This window comes from Antarcticibacterium sp. 1MA-6-2, assembly GCF_021535135.1.
Classification (GTDB): Bacteria; Bacteroidota; Bacteroidia; order Flavobacteriales; family Flavobacteriaceae; genus Gillisia.
Genome location: NZ_CP091036.1, coordinates 3,950,590 through 3,969,061 on the forward strand (window position 1 = coordinate 3,950,590; position 18,472 = coordinate 3,969,061).

The following is an 18,472-nucleotide window of genomic DNA, read 5'->3' on the forward strand; positions in this document are numbered from 1 at the left end:
TAGGTCGTGACTTTATTTACCATTTATCATCATCTATGGGTTTGTTACGTGAAAAGCACCTTCATTCCATTTAGGAGAATATTGGCCTGAGGGGACAAACACATTTCTCCAAATCATAAATTTTTAATCTACCTTATTGTCTTTGAATTCTACTATAGTCCTAATATTCCAGGATGTAGAAGGCGTTGTAATAGTTTGTAAAATGAAATTTATTACAATTTGATTATCTGTTTCACTATTATTATTAATGCCAAAGCACCTCAGAGATCCTGCCGGACCCGGCAGGATCACCTAGTTTTCATTCCATTTGAAGCTAACATATTTATCCATTAGCTTTCCTTCAATAAATTCACGCTTTTCTTTAATGGAGTTGGTAGCCTTGTCAAACACAAGCTCTACAAAAAATTTGTCAATAGCATACAAGGCAAAAGTTTTAGACCCGTTGGACACAGAATCAACAAAAGTGCCCCTATTAAAAACTAAATAGAACTGCTCCACTTCGGGAAGTAACTTAAATTCATAAAGGGTATAACTTCTTTCTTCCATACCAGGCAGGGTAAAAAGGGCGTGAATTTTATTTCAATGTTTTGATACTCTGTTCAAGGTAAGAGATTGTTGATAATCTGGCAGCTTTTTAATAAACATTTAGCAACTTAAACTGGTGTAAAGCACTGAAATTAAGTTACTTGTAGTTGATATTAAAATATAAGAGCTATGCCTTTAGAAAACAAATTTTCGTGGAGACCTAATGACAATGGACCCATAACCAATCTCAGGTATGACTTAGAAGCATCTAAATGGCTGAACTCAGTAAACAAAGCTAAGAGCAGATTACCCCGAAGTAATTTTGCAGGTGATTTAGGCTTTTTTGGAGCAGTATTAACCATTCCCTTATGTCTCATAATTTTTATTGTTTTAATACCAATTGCGCTTATTAGAGAAGTTATCGGTTACAATATCAAATTACTACCTGGAGATGAACCTACGGGATGGGTGAAGAAAAATGATATCTATCGGGTGGATTACACTAGAGCTAATGAGTTAAAAGCGAAGCATGAGAGAAAAAAACGTAAAACTCAGTGGGAAGACCTTACCTCTAAAGAGCAAGAAATGGTGAGATATGTACAAGCTGAAACAGCTAAGTTGTATGACAAACCTAATCTTAAATCTAATTAGGACACTCCCGATTTTAATTCAAATTGTGATATCACGGTAAAGACAATGTAGCTTGCTATGTATCTAATGTGTAGGAATTTTATTAAATTTAATTTGAATGGTGAAGACCAAACGGACCAGTCCTTCTGCGGAAGAAATCTCTGGACCCTGTTGAAAGCTTTAGTTATCCCGTCCGATATAACATACGGGTGATATCAAAAAAGTATGGATAAAGAAGGACTGGAAGAATGGCAAAATCGCTGGAAGGAGGTATTTGATAAAATTAGTAAATCAATGCCTGGTTTGTTGGAAGCAGGCAAAATATTGGAAGAAGAATCTCCTGAAGCTTTTTGGCAATTGTGCAGGTACGGATGGTACTTCGGCTATGATTCTCTTCCTAAAACTCCCGTAGAATTGGCAAGGGAAATTAAGAAAGGCAATCAAAGGGAGGTAGATGATTTTCTAATAAAATATTATGAGGATGAATTGGAAAGTATAGAGAGACGTTTGGTCGGAAGGTATCCGCATAGAACTATGGTCTTACAAGAAGCATTTCAAAACCATAGAGAAAAACGGTATTACTCATCTATAACTTTATTCCTGACACAAGTAGATGGTGTCTGTAAAGAGTTAACTGGGAACATTTTCTTCACAACAGAAGAAATTAAGGGGGTGAAGATTAGGAAGCCAAAAATCGCAAAAGCATTTAATGAAGAGGAGGTATTTTTCAAGCCATTCTTGGTGCCTTTGAAGGAAACTTCTTCAATAAATTCTCACTGGACCAAATTAAATAGTTTTCCATTAAGACTCAACAGACACGAAATACTTCACGGGGAAGATTTCGATTATGCCTCACAAATGAATTCATTAAAGGTTATTTCTTTATTGAATTATATTAGCGACATTTTGACTTATGAGGCTAAACAATAAAGGCTCAGGAATGATGTCATTAAAAGATAGGATTGTAGATTTGATATGGCTGAAGTAACACCATCAGCTGAAATTTTAATTATAGTATCGTGATGATAAATCCGAATCAATATAGCCACAGAATAAGTATTTTGTTTAATGATTACCTTCAGGGACAATTAGAACTTACCGAATTTATTGAAAGGTTACGTACCATTGAAGATATGCATAAGCAAGCTGTTAATGATACCGATTCAGATTCTGGATTATGGTTTAAATTTTCAGAAGATGATACGATAGTATCAACAATTAATGACTTAGAGAGGGACTTAGCGGATTCAAACCGAAATTACACTCTTAAGCGAATGAGAGAAGCTTTAAACCTTGACCAAGAGTTATCTGTTCATTATTCATAATTGTAACGCACATAGAATGAAATTATAGCAGTTGGGCAAACGTGCCCGATGTTTCTTTAAACATCTAATTTAACCAGAAAATTCGGCTTAGTCGCTTAATTATTACTAGTGAAGATTGTTTAAAAAAAAGGGAATTTAAATTTAACCTGGATTTTATAACGGCCTTCGAATGGATACCTGCTTTTACGGGGTATAAAACAGCTCTAAAAATAGTAAAACCCCGAAATTGCAATATTTGCATCCCAGGGTTTACACTGTCATATACTAAGGTTATAGGTATCAAAAAGGACAATAAAGGTACCGCTATGTGGGTTTTTATTTGTCCATATAGTTACGGGTTAGTGCTCTTGATTTCACCTTCTCAACCTGAAGACGATAGTCAGTTTTTGGAATATAATTGTTGATAATCTCATCTACTGGTTTCTTTAATTCCTGAACAGACAAATCACTCACCAAATGGGTGTGATTTATACCTCCCTTGGTCTGCTCAATAACGTAATCAAAGTTACCATTCGGAAAAGCTTCTTTTATTTCCGTTGCTAATTGTACATGATATTCCCCGTCATAATTTTCACGGGTAATCCATGTCACCAAAGTATTCCAGTCTTTGTTGAATAACGTTTTAGTTCTTCGCTTTATAGGAACAAACTCCTGAAGTAACTGCCGATGTATATACCATTTGTTATCTTTTTTGTATAACAGGCTCGGCACATTAGCATACTTTATTCTCAGTTTAGCTATTCTATACCTGAAGGTTCTAAGGCAAATTCCCAGCTTTGTCATTACCTCTGTTGAAGTATAATACTTCTTATTTTTAAGATTCTCATAAAAATACTCTAATTGCCTTTCGTAATTTTCCTTTTCAGTCATACTCTTCGTGTTTGATTTAATTTATTATTAAATGCAAAAACCTCATCGGCTTATGCAACGCACAGGACAAGGGGACCAATTCCTCCACCCTGTGAAAACATATATATCCACGAGATGCAAAAAGGAAAGTTTTTTATTTTTCATTTTTTTCATTTTTTTTATAATTAATTGAACTTGAATAATTTGCACCACAAAAAAAATTAATTTTTTTTTGAACGGCCTCTTAGCTTCTCCGAAAGGCACAATTTCTATTTGCACCCCTACAAAAAGATTTTGAGTGATTGGATTCGGAATTTCAGACATAAACCTGGATATCCATTATCCTGGGTACCTAACCCCTCCCCGTAAGCGGGGATACGGGAGGAAGGCCCTCCACGGCAGGGAGGGAGGGGAAAGTCATAACTCATTTGTTTACCTTGGTTTTCAGATTGGGTACATCGGAAAGCCCAAAATACCAATGAGTTGTTTGACATCAAGCTTTTAATACTTCGGGAATTGAGGGGATGAATACGAATTTTATGATATGACGTACGGAATTAAAAATCTATGGTTCTCCTATCTTTTGTCCAATACTATACAAACTCTATTCATAATTTAAAAGTTTAGCGATGGTCCTTAAATCTCTTATGAAATCGTTCGACATTTCAATTTTTCCCGCTACTAGCAAAGACAAGGCTTCACAGAAATGTGGAGCCTTTCTTTTTTGCACCGGGTACAGAATAGGTACAGAATAACGCCTTATTCAAAAACAAATTTTTAATTGATATTAATTAATCTCATTTAACCGTGAATCTTATGAACTTAGTCTTAGACTAGGATCAGGTAAAATTTTCTATTCCGGTTTTGAAATCTCATAACCTTGCTGCTTTAACCAATTAAAGTCTTTATTAGTTTTTCATTCAAATTTAAAAAAAAAGGAGTGCCAAAAGCACTCCTTTCTTAAATCAAATATTTATTTTGAAGCTATAATGTTAATTTTTTGAATTGCTGAAGCATCAAAGCCTTCCAAAATTACAGGCGCATTCTCCATCAACGCTGCTGCTACTTTCCCTGTCAAATGAGCATCTCTGCCAGCGTCATCTGCAAACGTATCGAAAATGGCATAGGTTTCTTCATTGATTTTAAAAGCATACCATGATAAAGTTGCAGGCTCAGAACTTACCAATGACTTGCCCGCTTGTAAGAAATCCTCCACTGCAGATGTCTTTCCTTCTTTGGCTTTCATTATCACCAACAATCCCTTATTCTGATTACCCTCTTTATGATTACTTGCTTGAACATCAACGGTCTTAATGTCTCTGCTAGAATCAAAACCTTCTAAAAGATCTCCAGCATTGGCCAATAAGGCTTTTGCCACTTCTCCTTTTAAGTGTGCCTGTCTGCCTTCTTCAGTTTCAAATGTGTCATAAATTCCGAAAGTTTGTTCATCTATTTGAAATGCAAACCAAGATTCAGTTTTTGGTTCTGCATTTACCAATGATAAACCACCTAGAAGAAACTCTTTCACTTCTTGCTCCTTACCTTCTTTCGCTTTCATGATTACTAATAATCCGATTTTTTCATTTTTTGTGTTGTCCATAATATTACTTTTTTTAGATTGAGAAAATGTTTGAATTGTTATCCCTAGAATTAGAACTAAGCTACTTAATTTGATTAAACTTTTAAATTTCATTTTGACTTATTTTTGTTACACTACAAATGTAGAACTAAATAAGGGGCCTTGGAATGGATATAAGAGACCTAAGCATGGACAATTTTCCAGTGACAATGAAAAATGTAAAAAAGCTCATAATCGAGTAGACGGCTACGCCCAAAATAGGAGCGGAGTTCGCCTCTCTCACCACCGTACATACGGGTCTCGTATACGGCGGTTTGTAACCCATCTTTCTAATCGCTCTTTACACCGATTAAAACTATTCCTTACTTTATAATTAGGCTACAAATTTTCTAGGGAATCGATCACCCAATAATGAAAATCAATGCTCCTAATCTAATTTCAAGAAGGGTCACATTCAGTCCTTCCCTACTTGTGAGACTTCTGTGCTTTGCACAGTTCGTGGCTATAGGTACTATGACCTCGGCTGACTTCTCTGTTCTGCTACACGTAGCTACAGAGATCTCCCTTGGTAAGGTAAATACCCTTCAATCTAAGCCCGCAGAATCTACATAGGTGCTCCTTTTAAAGTTTAGGGCTTTGTAATGATGTGCTTACTTACCCAAGCAACTATGCCTCATATCCTGTTCCTGTTCGTCGGTTCAGATTTTTGTAGTCTCGCTTACTTCACTTCTAAGGTCACCCTTAACAAGCTTGCGACTTACTAATGCTTTGGTGCTTTACTACCGTGCATTCGGGACTTTCACCCTTTGGGACATTCTTTTATAAGAACTATATTTACCATTCAAGGCACACACAACGGTTCATCGCCAATAAGCGGCTCCGTTAGTAAGAAAATAATTAACTTGACCAACAAACCAATACTAAGCTGACAAATTCAGGTTCTCTACTCTGACGAATCCCCAAGACGTTTTAGGAAATTTTGACCCGGTTGTTCTGCCATTCGCAGTTATGCTCAAACAAAATTCTTATATTTATAACAGATTGTTTTAATGAATTCTTAAAACCTAACGATTGATAGACTGTAAATTTGCAGCCTATTATAGTTATATTTTGAGGTCTTGTTCCAAAAAAAGTAGTTGCCATGATTTCTGTGGTTTCCCTTCTCATTGTTTTAGCACTCTCTATGCTGGTGATCCGCATAGGTGCCGTGGCATTTATGATGACAGGTTTATCGGAGGAAGTATCACAATTTCAAGCGCTCTCAGCCTTCTCGGGTGCGGGATTCACAACTGGCGAAGCAGAGAACATCGTGCAACATCCAGCACGACGCAGGATTGCTTCTTTACTTATTCGGCTCGGCTCTGTAGGTGTAGTGACTTCCATTGCAACACTACTGCTCTCGTTCGTTGGAGCCGGACAGGCAACACCGGAGCGTTTGCTGGTACTGGTGTTAGGAATATTTGTGATCTTAAGAATGGCGCGAAGCCGGATATTCAACCGAATTCTTACGCCTATTATTGAACGGTTATTAGCCCGCTACACCACGCTTGATTTAAGAGATTATGCTGCTTTGCTTCATCTTCGAGAGGATTATCGCATTGTTGAGATTGAAATTGGGGAACATATCTGGTTGGCGAACCGCACGATAGGTGAACTCAGCCTGGAAGATGAGGGTGTTCTCGTACTCGGAGTCAAGCGGTCTGGCGAAGACTACATTGGGGTTCCACCAAGGGAACTCCGCCTTCGGACTGGAGATCTGCTTGTCCTATATGGTCGAAAAAATCGCCTGACTGAACTTTCTACCCGGGCGTTAGGTAATCAAGCAGCCCATCGTGAAGCAAAAGCCGAGCATATGCGTGATCTTGATGGACAGCGGCAGCAAGTGCAACGAATGAATAAGACTTAATACGCTGTTTCAGGTAGTATTTTTGTAAAATATGCTTTTATCTCGTGTACCTCTCGGAGAATGAATGAAGAAATATCACTTCATCCATATTTTTAGCTTACCCAGACGTTGTAGTAAAATAGAGGGCTTTTTTTATAATATTCCTGGACCTCAATATTTTTCCTTTTTCAACAAGAAAAATGGGTTTAACTCAGAACATTCTGGTGAAAAGGAGCAATAATCCTGTTTGGAGAACCACAGTCTGACTAAAAGCTTGCAACAACAGTTATTCAAAAATGGCTTTTTTTGGAAGAAATAATTTATTTCCTTGTATAATACAGAACCTGCTAAACGGACAACGGAAAAACTCCAATCCGTTTTATAGCCGGGCACGTTGTACGCACGCCTATATATATTTATTCTTTCGAAACATACTCAGATATATCCTTGGTTAGGGTAAACTTGAAATTGGCCAAAGTGTAATACAGCATACCCATTGTAATTCCAACAAGCGCATATTCTATTTTTGGCAAATAAGTTGATGCTATGGTTATAAAAATACATACTAGTGTATTAATTGTCATACTTTTACGGAAGGGAGGAATAAAAACAACATAAACGGTTTGTTTTCCGATGTAAAAAAAGCTCATTCCCGTAATCGCCAGAATTCTAAACTCATTCATATTTAGATCATTTAAAATAGCATGTCGAATCACATTAGCCAAGATTACAAAACCCATAGCTAAAAACAAGTGGGAATACAACATAGGAAACCCGTTGGTCATAGATTTAATCCGTTCATTGACATGAAAACTATCATAATATATCCACCAAATAAGGCCAATCATAATAAAACCCGTAACTGCTGCCACAATACTTAAAATGTCCCAATTGACACTTCTTAAAGTGCCTGTAAGACTTATAATAGATTCTCCTAGAAGGATTATTGAAAGCAATCCTACTCGTTCTACCATATGTTCGCGATGGACTGGTTTTGGTTTCTCCAAATTCCGTGTACTTACAAGATAAATACCGAGCATTTCAAATAGAATTCCGGAAACCAAAATAATTTCCCTTAAGGGGGTTTCCATGGAAATGGAAATAGCTGAAATTCCCGTGCCTAAAAGAATTATATAACCACTTTTCCTAGCATAACTTACAGAGTGCTTAAGTCTTGATTAGATGCTCTAAAAAATAAAAACACCAATATTAACTTTATAACCGTATAAAAACCGACAAAGGCAGGATAATCCTGAAAGAGATCATCTCCAAAAAATGCAGACATGATTATCATCAAGAACATAATTGTAAGACTAAAGATTCTTTCAGTCCTATTATCATGATTGAATCGATTGGAAAATAAGGTATGTACGATCCAGATCCACCAGACTATAATAAATTGTAAAGGGAATAGCCAAATCTGTTCAGGAGTTAAATGGTTATTATGAGTATGCGCCAGATTATGAGTCACTACTCCAATGCTGGATACAAAAACAAGGTCGAAGAATAGTTCGAGCCAGGTAGCATGTCGGTGTTTTAGAAAATATTCCAAATATTCAATTTGGGTCTGTAAATTAAACTCTGTCTAGTATTTCAATTCCTCTGGGGCTAGCCCCAGAGGAATTGGCGTTTATGGCCAGCGGTATCCGGTCTCCAAATTTAATATAAAATTGCTGAATCGTAAGGCTCCAATTATGCAAAGGAGCAGTCCAATTCTTCTCAATGTTTCTTGTAGCCAGGTAGACTAGCTTGAGTAGTGACATATCATTAGTGAAAGCACCTTTGGTCTTGGTAACTTTCCTGATCTGACGATGGAAGCCTTCTACGGCATTGGTGGTATAAATAATCTTTCTAATGGGCTCAGTGTATTGAAAATATTGAGATAGCTGTTCCCAGTTACGCTGCCAGCTTTCAATGACTACAGGATATTTACTTCCCCATTTCTCTTCCAGATTCAATAGCTCATCTTCGGCTACATCTTTAGTGACGGCCCTATAAACCTTTTTCAGATCTTTCATAAATTCTTTTTGATCCTTCGAGGCGATATACTTCAGTGAATTACGAATTTGATGTACAATACAAAGCTGAACCTGAGCCTTTGGATAAACGCTTAAGATGGCCTGTGTAAAGCCTTTGAGGTTATCTGTACAGGCAATTAGAATATCCTGTAATCCACGGTTATGAAGATCGGTTAAAACCTGTAGCCAAAAATTAGCACCTTCGCTCTCAGAGATATACATACCCAGAATTTCCTTTTTCCCTTCTTTTGTAATACCCAGAATGTTATAGAGTGCTTTATGGGTGATTTTCCCATCCACTTTAACTTTATAATGCATGGCATCAAGCCAAACAATGCAGTAGAGCGGCTCTAGTGGACGACTTTGCCAGGCTTTGATATCAGGAATGATCTGATCGGTAATTTGGCTTAAAACGGTATGGGAAATATCGGTGTCATACATTTCCTTAATATGCCCCGAGATGTCACGGTAGCTCATCCCAAGTCCATAAAGACCGATGATTTTTTCTGAAAAATTATCCGCCAGGATTGTCTGTCGTTTTTTGACCAGTTCCGGTTGGAAGCTGCTTTGACGGTCTTCAGGAGTTTCAATATCAAAGGAACCAAAGCCACTTTTTAGCTTTTTCTTTCCCTTGCCATTGCGCTTATTCCCTTTGGAGCGTTCATCACTATTCAGATGGGAGTCCATCTCTGCCTCAAGGGCTTTCTCAATAATATTTTTTAGCATGGGTGCAAAAGCACCGTCTGCACCAAAAAGGCTCTTGCCAGACATGAACTGGTCAAGTACCTTCTTCTCGAATTCTTGTTGTTCTTTTGTAATCATAATTCTATCTGAATGAAATTAATAAATAATTCAATTCAGACAGAGTTTACTTTACAGCCTCTTCAATTTTCAGGATTTACTTTTAATGAAATTGTAAACGACTTTTCCTTCAGCAACCAATTGACCTTCCTGGAAAGCCTGCATACTTGTTACCATTAGTCTATTGCCCAAATGTACTAAATTACCTTCAACAATCAAGTGCTTCTGCATCTGGTTAATAATAAATCTTAGGATAATTAGTTGCTAATTAATCTTCTTTAGAAGTAATATTAGCAATTTTATAAAATTAAGTCCCGCCTAACACGGGACTTAATTGCAGATTAATATTGGATAATGCCTTCCTTATCAGCCGAAAGTTGCCCCCGTCATCTGCTCGGGATTGGCTACTCCTTAACCGCTATCTTAAGCTTAAGGCATGATAAGAGATTATTCTCATTAAGTTTTGTCAGCGTTATTGAAAAATTAATTACACTGTCCAGTGCATCATCTGCATCTCTATGAATAAAGTTGGCCTGGTAATTTAGCGTGGTTTTTAGGTCACTATGGCGATATAATTTTTGTAACATTAACGGATGTATTTTATCTCCGGCAATGTTTCCAAAAGTATGACGGGCAATATGATTTGATAAATTCTTGTGAATACCACATTGGCTGGCAATTCATTTCAAATATTTATTAAATAGCTTTGTTGCATTTCTTGTCTCTCTAAAAATATCTTCCTCATCTTTATAATTGGCATCCTTTAAAAAAGGAAAGATATATCCGTTATTTTCTGCCTGGTTCTTTCTGTAATAATTTAATATGGTATTGGCTTTATCCGGAATTTTAAGACTTAAGGGCTTTTCATTTTTATTCATAACATAATAAAGTCTATTGTTCTTTAAATCTGACCATTTTAATTTTACCACATCAGAGATACGTATTCCAGCAAAGTAAAAAGCAATCAGCCATATATTATGCGTATGCCAGATTGATAATTGAAGTTCAAATCTTAATGATTCTATTTTTTCAATTTCCTTTATTGTAAGACCGATTTTGTTTCCAGAGCCAATTCGAATTCTCTCCTTTTCTCCTGAAAACGGATAAAATTTGGGAGCAACAATCCCATCTTTTATGGCAATATTAAAAAGGGTTCTTATAAAAATTAATTGATTTGTAATAGTGCGCATTTTCTGATTTAGATAAACTGAACAGAAAGTTTTGTATTTTTCAAGAAAGGCTTGATCGATATCACGGAATTTCAAAGTTTTATTTTTCTTGAAATGATTTATACCGTCCATAAAAGAATATTCGCCTTTACGTGTCTTGCTAACCCTGCTCCTTCTTCTTTGTTGTATATCTGCAATAACCTTCTTTTTGGGTGACGAACCCATAGATAAAAATGAATTGATCAAACTTTTAAAAAAATATCTTAATACCCGGAAGGTGGACAGGTCTTATATTTAGAAAGGGTTCAAAAAGAAAATAGATTTTTTTATAGTCTATTTAAACGTTTAGATTAAACACACATACCCTGGCATGTTTATAAAAATTTCCATTTTCCCTAATTCAGCGCAAAGGTACATAGGGCTATTTTATCCTTCCAGGTTTTTTAATTTCAGGTTTCTCAATGCCGAAGAACTTTAAGATTCATCACCATCAAAAATTTTTCAATATTAAATGATTCATTTAATGACATATTTTGTCTTCCAAAATGTGGCACTTATATCCAATATCGTTTAAAGTGGAGACGATACCCTGAGGATCGATAGACTTACCTTCCACCCGTAGAATGCTATGATCACAAGGATAGTTTCCTATGGGTGCTTCTATATCAAAGTCAATCTTTAGATCAAAAAAGGACCTTTTAAGGATTTTTATTATTTCGTTTCCCAGGTTTTGGTTAGGAATATTGGTGGTGAATATTTCAATCATGGGCTGTATTATTAAAAATTTTCTTTCGTTAATGCGGCATTGACCATGGCGCTAAGCGAGATTTCCATTTGCCACGACAGTAGCCACAGAACGCATCATTGTTGAATTGTCCCCACAGGCGTAGATACCCTCAATAGTTGTTTGTTGTTGTTCATTGACCTTGATATGGCCATATTCTGTTAATTCACAGCCTAAAGAAATCGGGATGTCTGAATGTTGAGTAAAGGGAAACCCTGCATAAATCGCATCAAAAGACGCTTTTTCTCCATTACTAAAGAGGACCTTTTGGAGATACCCATCCTGATGCTCAATTTCTGAAATTTCAGTTTCAACGATAGCTATCTTATGAGACTCCAGTTTTGCTATTTGATCGGCTGTGAAATTGGCTTTGCCAGTCGTCAGTATGGTTAAATTATCAGTTAGGTTGTTCACCAGGGAGGCGAGGTGAAAAGCACGTTCCCCATTGGCCATAATACCTGTTCTCTTATTTCGAAATTCGTAGCCGTGACAATAAGGGCAATGGATCATTGAAATTCCCCAACATTCCTGGAACCCTTTTATTTCGGGTATTAGATCCTTTACTCCGGTGGCCAAAATGATCTTTTTGGTAAAATATTTTTCTCCCGATTCAGTGAAAACAGAGAAACCATCTTCATTTTTTTCCGCAGAGACCGCCAAATCATTGGCAAATTCTACTGTCCTGTATTTTAAAACCTGTTCTTTGGCTTTTGCCGCAATTTCCTGAGGTGGTACTCCATCCTGAGTTATAAAATTATGCGAATGCGGCGTCTGCCTGTTACAGGGTAGACCGCTATCAATGATCAAAACTTTTCTCAGGGAACGCCCTAAGGCCATCGCTGCTGAAAGTCCGGCGTAACTTCCGCCAACAATAATTACTTCATAATTTTTAGTGTTCATAATTTTCAAAATTTAATTGTCTCAAAAATGAGACATATTGATGTAAATTTTTTTAAGGTGCTATGGCTTTGATATAAGATACCCAGGCGAGATCCTTGATTTCCTCAAAACTTTTATTTGTGGTGTCTCTTGCGTTGACTGTACTCTCTATAATTCCCGAATGTAAAACCTGTATCCATTCCGGAGACATATTTGGATTCACTTTTCCTTCTTTCTGTAATTCAACGATAATATGTTCGAATTGGTTGTAGATATGATCGTAATCTGCACAATTCTTATTTTGGTGGGTATGGTTATGACCTTTACTTTGGTGCAGTTTATAAAAAACTGAATATTTTGCGCCGCAATCAATTCCCGCGTAAAGCATCCTTTCTAATTGAACAAGGGCATCATCGCTACTCTCAATAGCCGCTATCATGGCTTTCTTGCAACTTGCCTCGATAGCTTGTTTACAGACTGCCACAAGTTCATTACGATCTTTAAAGTAACGATGCAGTGTTCTTCTGGTCACATCTGCATTATCTGCTACCTTTTGTAAAGGAGCTGAAAGGTCCTCATTGAAGATCTTAATAGCAGATTCTATGATCCGTTTTTTGGTATCAGTCATAAGGCAAAGGTATAAACATTTCTCAAATTTGTGACATTTTTTTGTCTGAATAATTCCGGATATCTCCCTTGATCTCGTGAAAAGTTCTTTTTCAGAAAATAGTTTTCTGAAGATTCTATTGTCATAGTACTTCCTTTATTAGGAGCAATTTTTTCTACGTCGTTTCTGCAAACAGCAACAGCGCTAAATGACAATTTTTTATATGTGTTGAATTTTTGGTATTCTGGCACCACTTCATCTAACCGGGTTATTTCTTAAACTTTCATCCCTCACAACAATTATCAATGTAACATCGGGGCTGGCATTTGTTCCATTAACGAAAGTGCCTGTTTATAGTGCGACCAAAGCATTCTTCCGCTCATTTACACTTTCATTGAGGCATCAACTGCAGGATAGTGGAATAGAAGTTATTGAAATCATTCCGCCAAAACTGAATACCGATCTGGGATAGGCCTGCACGATGATGCGCCGCAGGTAAGCCAATTCCTTGATTCGATTTTTGAACAAATGAAAAGGGGGAATATTGAATTAAGTTATGCACTTAGTGCTGAACAGAGTAAGGTCAATAACGCCACGATACAAGGTCAGTTTGAGAAGTTAAATCCGGGGAAATAAATTGATTTTCAGTATTAATTATTTCTAAAAGTTACATATACCGAATGGAATAGGAATCTTTATTAGCTGCTATTTTATAAAACTGGATTTTTTTAATTCAGCATCAGAATAAAATAGATATTCAATATTTGGTTCAGCTAAAATAGTGATGCTGTCGGGGTAACAATGCCAGCTTCAGGCTTATATTGTTATGTCTTACATCCCTTCTTCTGAAATTATATTGATTCAGGCACAACAGGTAACGACATTATCCCCAAAATGGCTACAAAAGTCCTTGGTTCTACTACAACCCTGTTTAATTTTTAAAGGAAATTTGAATAATTAACGTAAAAGAAAAAATTATGCAAACAGAACAGAACAAAATTGCTGTGGTAACAGGAGCAAATACAGGAGTCGGCTTTCAAATCGCTAAAGCCCTGGCAGAAAACAACTATATAGTTTATGTGGGCGCGAGAAATGTGGAAAAAGGAAAATATGCCGCGAGTAAACTGGGAGATAATGCAAGGATAATTGAATTGGATGTTACTAAACAAAATACCATTGACGCTGCTGCGGAAGAAATTCGACAGAAATTCGGTAAACTTGATCTTTTAGTCAACAATGCAGGGATTTCTAACGCGGGAACCCGAAAAGGTAGTATGGAGGAAATGCTTACTGCACAAATGCCCAGTGTGGCATCAATTTCAGAAATGAAAATGGTATGGGATACCAATGTATTTGGTGCTTTAGCAGTTACACAGGCTTTTCTTCCGCTTCTTCGGAATGCTTCTGCTCCAAGAATTGTTAATGTATCGAGCGGTCTGGGCTCACTTACCTTAAATCAGGATCCTTCTAATCCTTACAGGAACAATTTTGATGTTATTTACGGTGCTTCCAAGGCAGCAATGAATGCCATAACAGTTTCACTGGCCATTGAACTTGAGGGGACGAATATCAAAATAAATGCCGTTAGCCCGGGCTTTACGGCGACTGCACTTAACAATTTCCAGGGAATCGATACGGTGGAAGAAGGTTCAAAAGAACCCATTCGTGTTGCACTGGATGGAAGTGGGGTTTCAGGACAATTCACCGGACCTAACCAGGAATCTCTTCCCTGGTAAACAATAGTATGCCTTCTTTTTCTGAATAGATTTGGAAGGCATATTTTTTTAAATTTATAGAATGAAAAAAGAAAGAAACATCATTCACTTTAGTTCAATTGCAGAAATACACCGGGCATTTAAACTCCCTAAACCACAGCATCCTCTGGTGAGTCTAACCCATTTCAGCAAAAAAATCCTTTTAATCCGGAGAATGCGGCAATTTATGATGTATTAAGTTTTTACAAAATTACGTTCGTAATAGACCGTTCAGGAAGGATGCTGTATGGGCAAAGTTATTATGATTTTGACGAAGGGAGTTTAATGTTTCTTGCCCCTAATCAATTGGTAGGAAATGTTGTTTATGAAGAGAACCCTGAATGCTACATTATGTTATTGCACCCTGACTTCCTTTTAGGCCATTCCCTGGTACAAAAAATCAAGCAGTATCACTTTTTCAACTATTCCATTAATGAAGCATTGCATTTGTCTGATGCTGAAAAACGAACCATTCTTTCACTATTTGAAATTATAGAGGAAGAAATGGCGAACAGGATAGACGAATTCAGCCAAAATGTAATCCTCTCACAAGTTGAGCTTTTGCTAAATTATTCCGACCGTTTTTACAAGCGGCAGTTTATTACCCGAAAACAAGTAAATCACGATTTGTTACAAAAAGCAGAACTGATTCTGGACAATTATTTTAACAGTGAAAAAACCCTGGTTCAGGGGATTCCAACAGTTCATTATTTGGCTGAAATGCTAAATATTTCAGCAGGGTATTTAAGTGATCTACTACGATCTCTTATCGGTCAAAATGCCAAACAATACATACACTACAAATTGATAGAAAAAGCCAAAGAAAAACTTTCCACAACACATTTATCAGTCAGTCAAATTGCTTATGAATTAGGTTTTGAACATTCCCAATCTTTCAGTAAATTATTTAAGACTAAGACCAAACAGACGCCGCTGGAATTTCGCGCGATGTTTAATTGAAATATCACAATTGGCTACACCAAATAATAAACTTTTACAATTACCTTCTTTATTCTGATTTTAGAATTTTAAAAAAGGCTGAACCTGAGACTTGTATACAAAAGTTGAAGGAAATTCTGGTTACCTTAAAGACTTATGCAGAAGAGCTCTAAAAACGAATCCTGTAGCAAGTAATTCAATACCCATAAGGATCACATTGAAAGGCAGGGAAACGGACAATATTAAACATCCTGCCAACCCGCAAAATGGAATTATTCTCCCGTACAGCCTTTCCTTGCGAGGCTGTTTTAGGGCAGCAAAATTTGTAATGCTGTAATAAAGTAAAATCGTAAAGCTGGCCGACCTTACTATAAACTCAAAATTTCCCCGCAGAGTAAGGGCTAATATTACAGCACCTGTTAAAAATATTGCGGTGTGCGGTATTCTATACTTCGAGTGTACGTTATTCAGAAATGGGGGCAGGTCCTTTCTTCGTCCCATCGCCAACATCATTCTGCTTATCCCCAGAATTTGACTAAGTAACACTCCCAGCATTGCAGTAGAAGCACCAATGGTGGTTATAACTTTAATACCGGGGGTTGTCAAAGCTTCTGCAACTAATTGTAAAGGCGAGGTGCTATTTGCCATTTTTTCTACTCCAATCACTCCTACTGCTACCACTGAAACTGCTGCATAAAGTATAATAGCAGTTACTATTGTAATTATAATTGCTTTGGGTATGGTTTTTTTAGGTTCCAATACTTCTTCTGCAAGAGTTGCTATCCTGGCGTAACCTGTGAAGGCGAAAAATAGTAGAGCAGCGGCCTCTGCAATTCCCGATATCCCAAAGGGAGCAAAAGGTTCAAAATTTTGAGGCTGAATATTTGGTATTCCGCTTATAATTAAATAGAAGAGCGAAAGAAGGGTGAATGCTACAATAACAATATTTAGTGTTCCTGCCTTTTTAATACCCAGGAGGTTTGCAATGGTGAGAAAGATTAATACAAATATTGAGAGGACCAATGGTGAAGCTACGGGGACTAACTGATAGAAATAACTGCCGAGCCCAATGGCAACTACTCCTGCTGCTGACAATTTGCTAATTAAAAACATCCAGCCAGCAGAAAAACCAAAAGCAGGATTTATTAATCTGTAACCATATTCATAGGTTCCACCCGATTGAGGCTAAATAGCAGCCAGTTGAGCAGAATTCAACGCATTGCAAGTCGCAATAAGGCTAAGCAGCCAATAGACCTACAATAAAAGCAGGGCCCGATACCCCTGCTGCCACACCAGTGACCACAAAGATTCCAGCCCCAATTATGGCACCCAAACCAACGGCCACAGCATCTTTTAGGGTTAAATTCCGAAGTAATTCAAATTTAAGTTTTTCCTCCATACTAATTTTAATATAGCTGAGGTATTCCCATTTCTTCCTGTTTAAAATTAAAAAATACCATCTAGTGAGGTAACTTATTCCTGAGGAGTCCATAAATAAAGGTTCCCAGTAATGCACCTAATAAAGTTACAAGAATTGGTAAATAACCTGCTCCAATAAGGGTGTAGATTGGACCCGGACAAGAACCTGCAAGTGCCCAACCTAATCCAAAAAGGATACCACCATACATATAGCGACTAAAGCTTTTATTCTTAGGTGTGAACTTTATAGGTTCGCCATCTATAGATTTAAGATTATATTTTTTGATAAGCCAGGTTCCAATAACTCCCAAAGTAAGGGCAGATCCCATTATGCCGTACATGTGAAATGATTGAAATTGAAACATCTCATATATGCGAAACCAGGATGCCGCTTCACTTTTGAACATCACAATTCCGAAAACTATACCTATAACTAAGAATTTAATATACTTCATAATCTAAAAAATTAATGGGAACAATAGGTGAACCATTAGTAGACCACCAATAAAAAATCCAATAACAGCAATTAGGGAAGGCAACTGTAGATTACTAAGACCAGAGATGGCGTGACCGGAAGTACAGCCGCTAAGCATACCTTGCACCAAAACCAATAAGAAGGCCACCAATGAGCAAAATCAAGAGAGCTTTAGGATCGGTAAAAGCATCATTTGCAAAAAGTTCGGTGGGAAGGTAGGCTTCTCCTGCACTTTCAAAGCCCATACTTTCCAGAGTAGAAACAGTATCGGGGTTAATTTTTACGGCAGTATCTGTGCTCAGGGAATTTGCGGCTATAAATCCGCCTATTATAGCACTTAAGCAACGACTACCAGGTTCCAGCGCTGGGATTTCCAGTCAAAATTAAAAAAGTCAAATCTCTTTCCGGCACTTAAGCTATAGTACACATAGTGCGCAGGTTTGATGACATTCCAAAATTTTTACCTCCAAACAAAAGCAGGAACATTATGGCTGCAATTAAGGGTCCTCCAATATACCAGGGCCAGGGTTCTAAAATCCAATTCATTATATCTATTTTATGGCTGCAAAGAAAACACGATTTTAATAAGGAGACAGTAACAAATGTTACAGTGCGACGCCCAAATCTCCGGGCTTTTTAGGTTTTAAAAAACTCTGCGCAGGAAATTATGATATCAAAAATTAAAGGGTAAGTGAGTTAATAAAGTTACTAATGTGAAAAAAATTTGAAGTTAGCTTCCCGCACCACAAGTGATATTTAATTTTATTCTTTTAGGCACTTTCGTTCCAGGACACAAATTACAAACAAAACTTATAAGCATAGGTTAAATGAATA

At 37.0% G+C, this 18,472-nt stretch carries 21 protein-coding genes and 2 pseudogenes; 8 read left to right on the top strand and 15 right to left on the bottom strand.

Features of this window, described 5'->3' with window-relative positions:
- Positions 1-291: 291 nt before the first annotated feature.
- The gene (locus LZ575_RS19960) at positions 292-546 is read right to left on the bottom strand and encodes a hypothetical protein (protein WP_235326804.1); all 255 of its coding nucleotides are present in this window, start codon (positions 544-546) and stop codon (positions 292-294) included.
- A gap of 168 nt (positions 547-714) precedes the next feature.
- On the opposite strand from LZ575_RS19960, the gene LZ575_RS19965 reads away from it, so the two are divergent.
- The 3 genes from LZ575_RS19965 (at position 715) to LZ575_RS19975 (ending at position 2,480) form a co-directional block, all read left to right on the top strand.
- A complete protein-coding gene (locus LZ575_RS19965) occupies positions 715-1,176 on the top strand; it encodes a hypothetical protein (RefSeq protein ID WP_235326806.1) in 462 nt (153 codons plus the stop codon).
- 204 nt (positions 1,177-1,380) lie between these two features.
- Positions 1,381-2,085 (top strand): hypothetical protein, encoded by a 705-nt coding sequence (locus LZ575_RS19970; protein WP_235326808.1) that lies wholly within the window; start codon positions 1,381-1,383, stop codon positions 2,083-2,085.
- Between the two features lie 131 nt (positions 2,086-2,216).
- Complete coding sequence (locus LZ575_RS19975; RefSeq protein WP_235326810.1) at positions 2,217-2,480, top strand: hypothetical protein; 264 nt, start codon at positions 2,217-2,219, stop codon at positions 2,478-2,480.
- A 315-nt stretch (positions 2,481-2,795) separates the two neighbouring features.
- Here LZ575_RS19975 and LZ575_RS19980 read toward each other — a convergent pair whose 3' ends face one another.
- Positions 2,796-3,350, bottom strand: coding sequence for a hypothetical protein (locus LZ575_RS19980; protein WP_235326812.1), 555 nt, complete (start codon positions 3,348-3,350; stop codon positions 2,796-2,798).
- 952 nt (positions 3,351-4,302) lie between these two features.
- Positions 4,303-5,022 carry a putative quinol monooxygenase gene (locus LZ575_RS19985; RefSeq protein ID WP_235326814.1) on the bottom strand — a complete coding sequence of 240 codons (720 nt, stop codon included), beginning with the start codon at positions 5,020-5,022 and terminating at the stop codon, positions 4,303-4,305.
- 297 nt (positions 5,023-5,319) lie between these two features.
- Between LZ575_RS19985 and LZ575_RS19990 the strand changes: the two genes are divergently transcribed.
- Together LZ575_RS19990 and LZ575_RS19995 are read left to right on the top strand one after the other, a co-directional pair.
- Complete coding sequence (locus LZ575_RS19990) at positions 5,320-5,520, top strand: hypothetical protein (RefSeq protein WP_235326816.1); 201 nt, start codon at positions 5,320-5,322, stop codon at positions 5,518-5,520.
- 529 nt (positions 5,521-6,049) lie between these two features.
- Complete coding sequence (locus tag LZ575_RS19995; protein WP_235326818.1) at positions 6,050-6,814, top strand: TrkA C-terminal domain-containing protein; 765 nt, start codon at positions 6,050-6,052, stop codon at positions 6,812-6,814.
- Positions 6,815-7,209: 395 nt separating this feature from the next.
- Here LZ575_RS19995 and LZ575_RS22985 read toward each other — a convergent pair whose 3' ends face one another.
- From LZ575_RS22985 to LZ575_RS20030, 8 genes and pseudogenes are all read right to left on the bottom strand, one after another.
- A complete protein-coding gene (locus tag LZ575_RS22985) occupies positions 7,210-7,884 on the bottom strand; it encodes a low temperature requirement protein A (RefSeq protein ID WP_255702708.1) in 675 nt (224 codons plus the stop codon).
- Positions 7,885-7,949: 65 nt separating this feature from the next.
- Positions 7,950-8,264 (bottom strand): low temperature requirement protein A, encoded by a 315-nt coding sequence (locus LZ575_RS24445; protein WP_409187228.1) that lies wholly within the window; start codon positions 8,262-8,264, stop codon positions 7,950-7,952.
- A gap of 103 nt (positions 8,265-8,367) precedes the next feature.
- Positions 8,368-9,633, bottom strand: a complete 1,266-nt coding sequence (locus tag LZ575_RS20005; protein WP_409187182.1) for an IS256 family transposase — start codon at positions 9,631-9,633, stop codon at positions 8,368-8,370.
- Between the two features lie 383 nt (positions 9,634-10,016).
- A complete protein-coding gene (locus LZ575_RS20010) occupies positions 10,017-10,199 on the bottom strand; it encodes a hypothetical protein (RefSeq protein WP_235326820.1) in 183 nt (60 codons plus the stop codon).
- A 93-nt stretch (positions 10,200-10,292) separates the two neighbouring features.
- Positions 10,293-11,027, bottom strand: a complete 735-nt coding sequence (locus LZ575_RS20015) for a phage integrase SAM-like domain-containing protein (RefSeq protein WP_235326823.1) — start codon at positions 11,025-11,027, stop codon at positions 10,293-10,295.
- Between the two features lie 274 nt (positions 11,028-11,301).
- On the bottom strand, positions 11,302-11,547 hold the full coding sequence (locus LZ575_RS20020; protein WP_235326825.1) for a hypothetical protein: 246 nt from the start codon (positions 11,545-11,547) through the stop codon (positions 11,302-11,304).
- An 11-nt stretch (positions 11,548-11,558) separates the two neighbouring features.
- Positions 11,559-12,465: pseudogene (locus LZ575_RS20025) on the bottom strand (NAD(P)/FAD-dependent oxidoreductase).
- A gap of 52 nt (positions 12,466-12,517) precedes the next feature.
- A complete protein-coding gene (locus tag LZ575_RS20030) occupies positions 12,518-13,072 on the bottom strand; it encodes a TetR/AcrR family transcriptional regulator (RefSeq protein WP_235326827.1) in 555 nt (184 codons plus the stop codon).
- A gap of 298 nt (positions 13,073-13,370) precedes the next feature.
- Between LZ575_RS20030 and LZ575_RS20035 the strand changes: the two genes are divergently transcribed.
- The 3 genes from LZ575_RS20035 to LZ575_RS20045 all read left to right on the top strand — a co-directional run bounded on the left by LZ575_RS20035 (position 13,371) and on the right by LZ575_RS20045 (position 15,765).
- Positions 13,371-13,523 (top strand): SDR family NAD(P)-dependent oxidoreductase, encoded by a 153-nt coding sequence (locus LZ575_RS20035; protein ID WP_409187229.1) that lies wholly within the window; start codon positions 13,371-13,373, stop codon positions 13,521-13,523.
- Between the two features lie 505 nt (positions 13,524-14,028).
- Positions 14,029-14,787, top strand: a complete 759-nt coding sequence (locus LZ575_RS20040; protein ID WP_235326829.1) for an SDR family NAD(P)-dependent oxidoreductase — start codon at positions 14,029-14,031, stop codon at positions 14,785-14,787.
- Positions 14,788-15,045: 258 nt separating this feature from the next.
- Positions 15,046-15,765, top strand: a complete 720-nt coding sequence (locus LZ575_RS20045) for an AraC family transcriptional regulator (protein WP_235326831.1) — start codon at positions 15,046-15,048, stop codon at positions 15,763-15,765.
- A 120-nt stretch (positions 15,766-15,885) separates the two neighbouring features.
- Here the strand turns inward: LZ575_RS20045 and LZ575_RS20050 are convergent, their stop codons facing one another.
- The 4 genes and pseudogenes from LZ575_RS20050 to LZ575_RS20065 form a co-directional block, all read right to left on the bottom strand.
- Entirely contained in the window at positions 15,886-16,890 is a 1,005-nt protein-coding gene (locus LZ575_RS20050) for an APC family permease (RefSeq protein WP_235330784.1), read from the bottom strand.
- Positions 16,891-16,981: 91 nt separating this feature from the next.
- The gene (locus LZ575_RS20055) at positions 16,982-17,143 is read right to left on the bottom strand and encodes a hypothetical protein (RefSeq protein WP_235326833.1); all 162 of its coding nucleotides are present in this window, start codon (positions 17,141-17,143) and stop codon (positions 16,982-16,984) included.
- A gap of 61 nt (positions 17,144-17,204) precedes the next feature.
- Positions 17,205-17,618 carry a YeeE/YedE family protein gene (locus tag LZ575_RS20060; RefSeq protein ID WP_235326835.1) on the bottom strand — a complete coding sequence of 138 codons (414 nt, stop codon included), beginning with the start codon at positions 17,616-17,618 and terminating at the stop codon, positions 17,205-17,207.
- Between the two features lie 3 nt (positions 17,619-17,621).
- A pseudogene (locus tag LZ575_RS20065) lies at positions 17,622-18,184 on the bottom strand (YeeE/YedE family protein).
- Between the last annotated feature and the right edge of the window lie 288 nt (positions 18,185-18,472).

Coding starts and splice junctions, on each gene's coding strand:
- LZ575_RS20060 (WP_235326835.1), bottom strand. CDS start 17,618: ATGAAGTATATTAAATTCTTAGTTATAGGTATAGTTTTCGGAATTGTG.
- LZ575_RS20040 (WP_235326829.1), top strand. CDS start 14,029: ATGCAAACAGAACAGAACAAAATTGCTGTGGTAACAGGAGCAAATACA.
- LZ575_RS19985 (WP_235326814.1), bottom strand. CDS start 5,022: ATGAAATTTAAAAGTTTAATCAAATTAAGTAGCTTAGTTCTAATTCTA.
- LZ575_RS19960 (WP_235326804.1), bottom strand. CDS start 546: ATGGAAGAAAGAAGTTATACCCTTTATGAATTTAAGTTACTTCCCGAA.
- LZ575_RS22985 (WP_255702708.1), bottom strand. CDS start 7,884: ATGGAAACCCCCTTAAGGGAAATTATTTTGGTTTCCGGAATTCTATTT.
- LZ575_RS20010 (WP_235326820.1), bottom strand. CDS start 10,199: ATGTTACAAAAATTATATCGCCATAGTGACCTAAAAACCACGCTAAAT.
- LZ575_RS20020 (WP_235326825.1), bottom strand. CDS start 11,547: ATGATTGAAATATTCACCACCAATATTCCTAACCAAAACCTGGGAAAC.
- LZ575_RS20005 (WP_409187182.1), bottom strand. CDS start 9,633: ATGATTACAAAAGAACAACAAGAATTCGAGAAGAAGGTACTTGACCAG.
- LZ575_RS19995 (WP_235326818.1), top strand. CDS start 6,050: ATGATTTCTGTGGTTTCCCTTCTCATTGTTTTAGCACTCTCTATGCTG.
- LZ575_RS20055 (WP_235326833.1), bottom strand. CDS start 17,143: ATGGAGGAAAAACTTAAATTTGAATTACTTCGGAATTTAACCCTAAAA.
- LZ575_RS19965 (WP_235326806.1), top strand. CDS start 715: ATGCCTTTAGAAAACAAATTTTCGTGGAGACCTAATGACAATGGACCC.
- LZ575_RS19990 (WP_235326816.1), top strand. CDS start 5,320: ATGAAAATCAATGCTCCTAATCTAATTTCAAGAAGGGTCACATTCAGT.
- LZ575_RS19970 (WP_235326808.1), top strand. CDS start 1,381: ATGGATAAAGAAGGACTGGAAGAATGGCAAAATCGCTGGAAGGAGGTA.
- LZ575_RS19980 (WP_235326812.1), bottom strand. CDS start 3,350: ATGACTGAAAAGGAAAATTACGAAAGGCAATTAGAGTATTTTTATGAG.
- LZ575_RS20030 (WP_235326827.1), bottom strand. CDS start 13,072: ATGACTGATACCAAAAAACGGATCATAGAATCTGCTATTAAGATCTTC.
- LZ575_RS20045 (WP_235326831.1), top strand. CDS start 15,046: ATGCTGTATGGGCAAAGTTATTATGATTTTGACGAAGGGAGTTTAATG.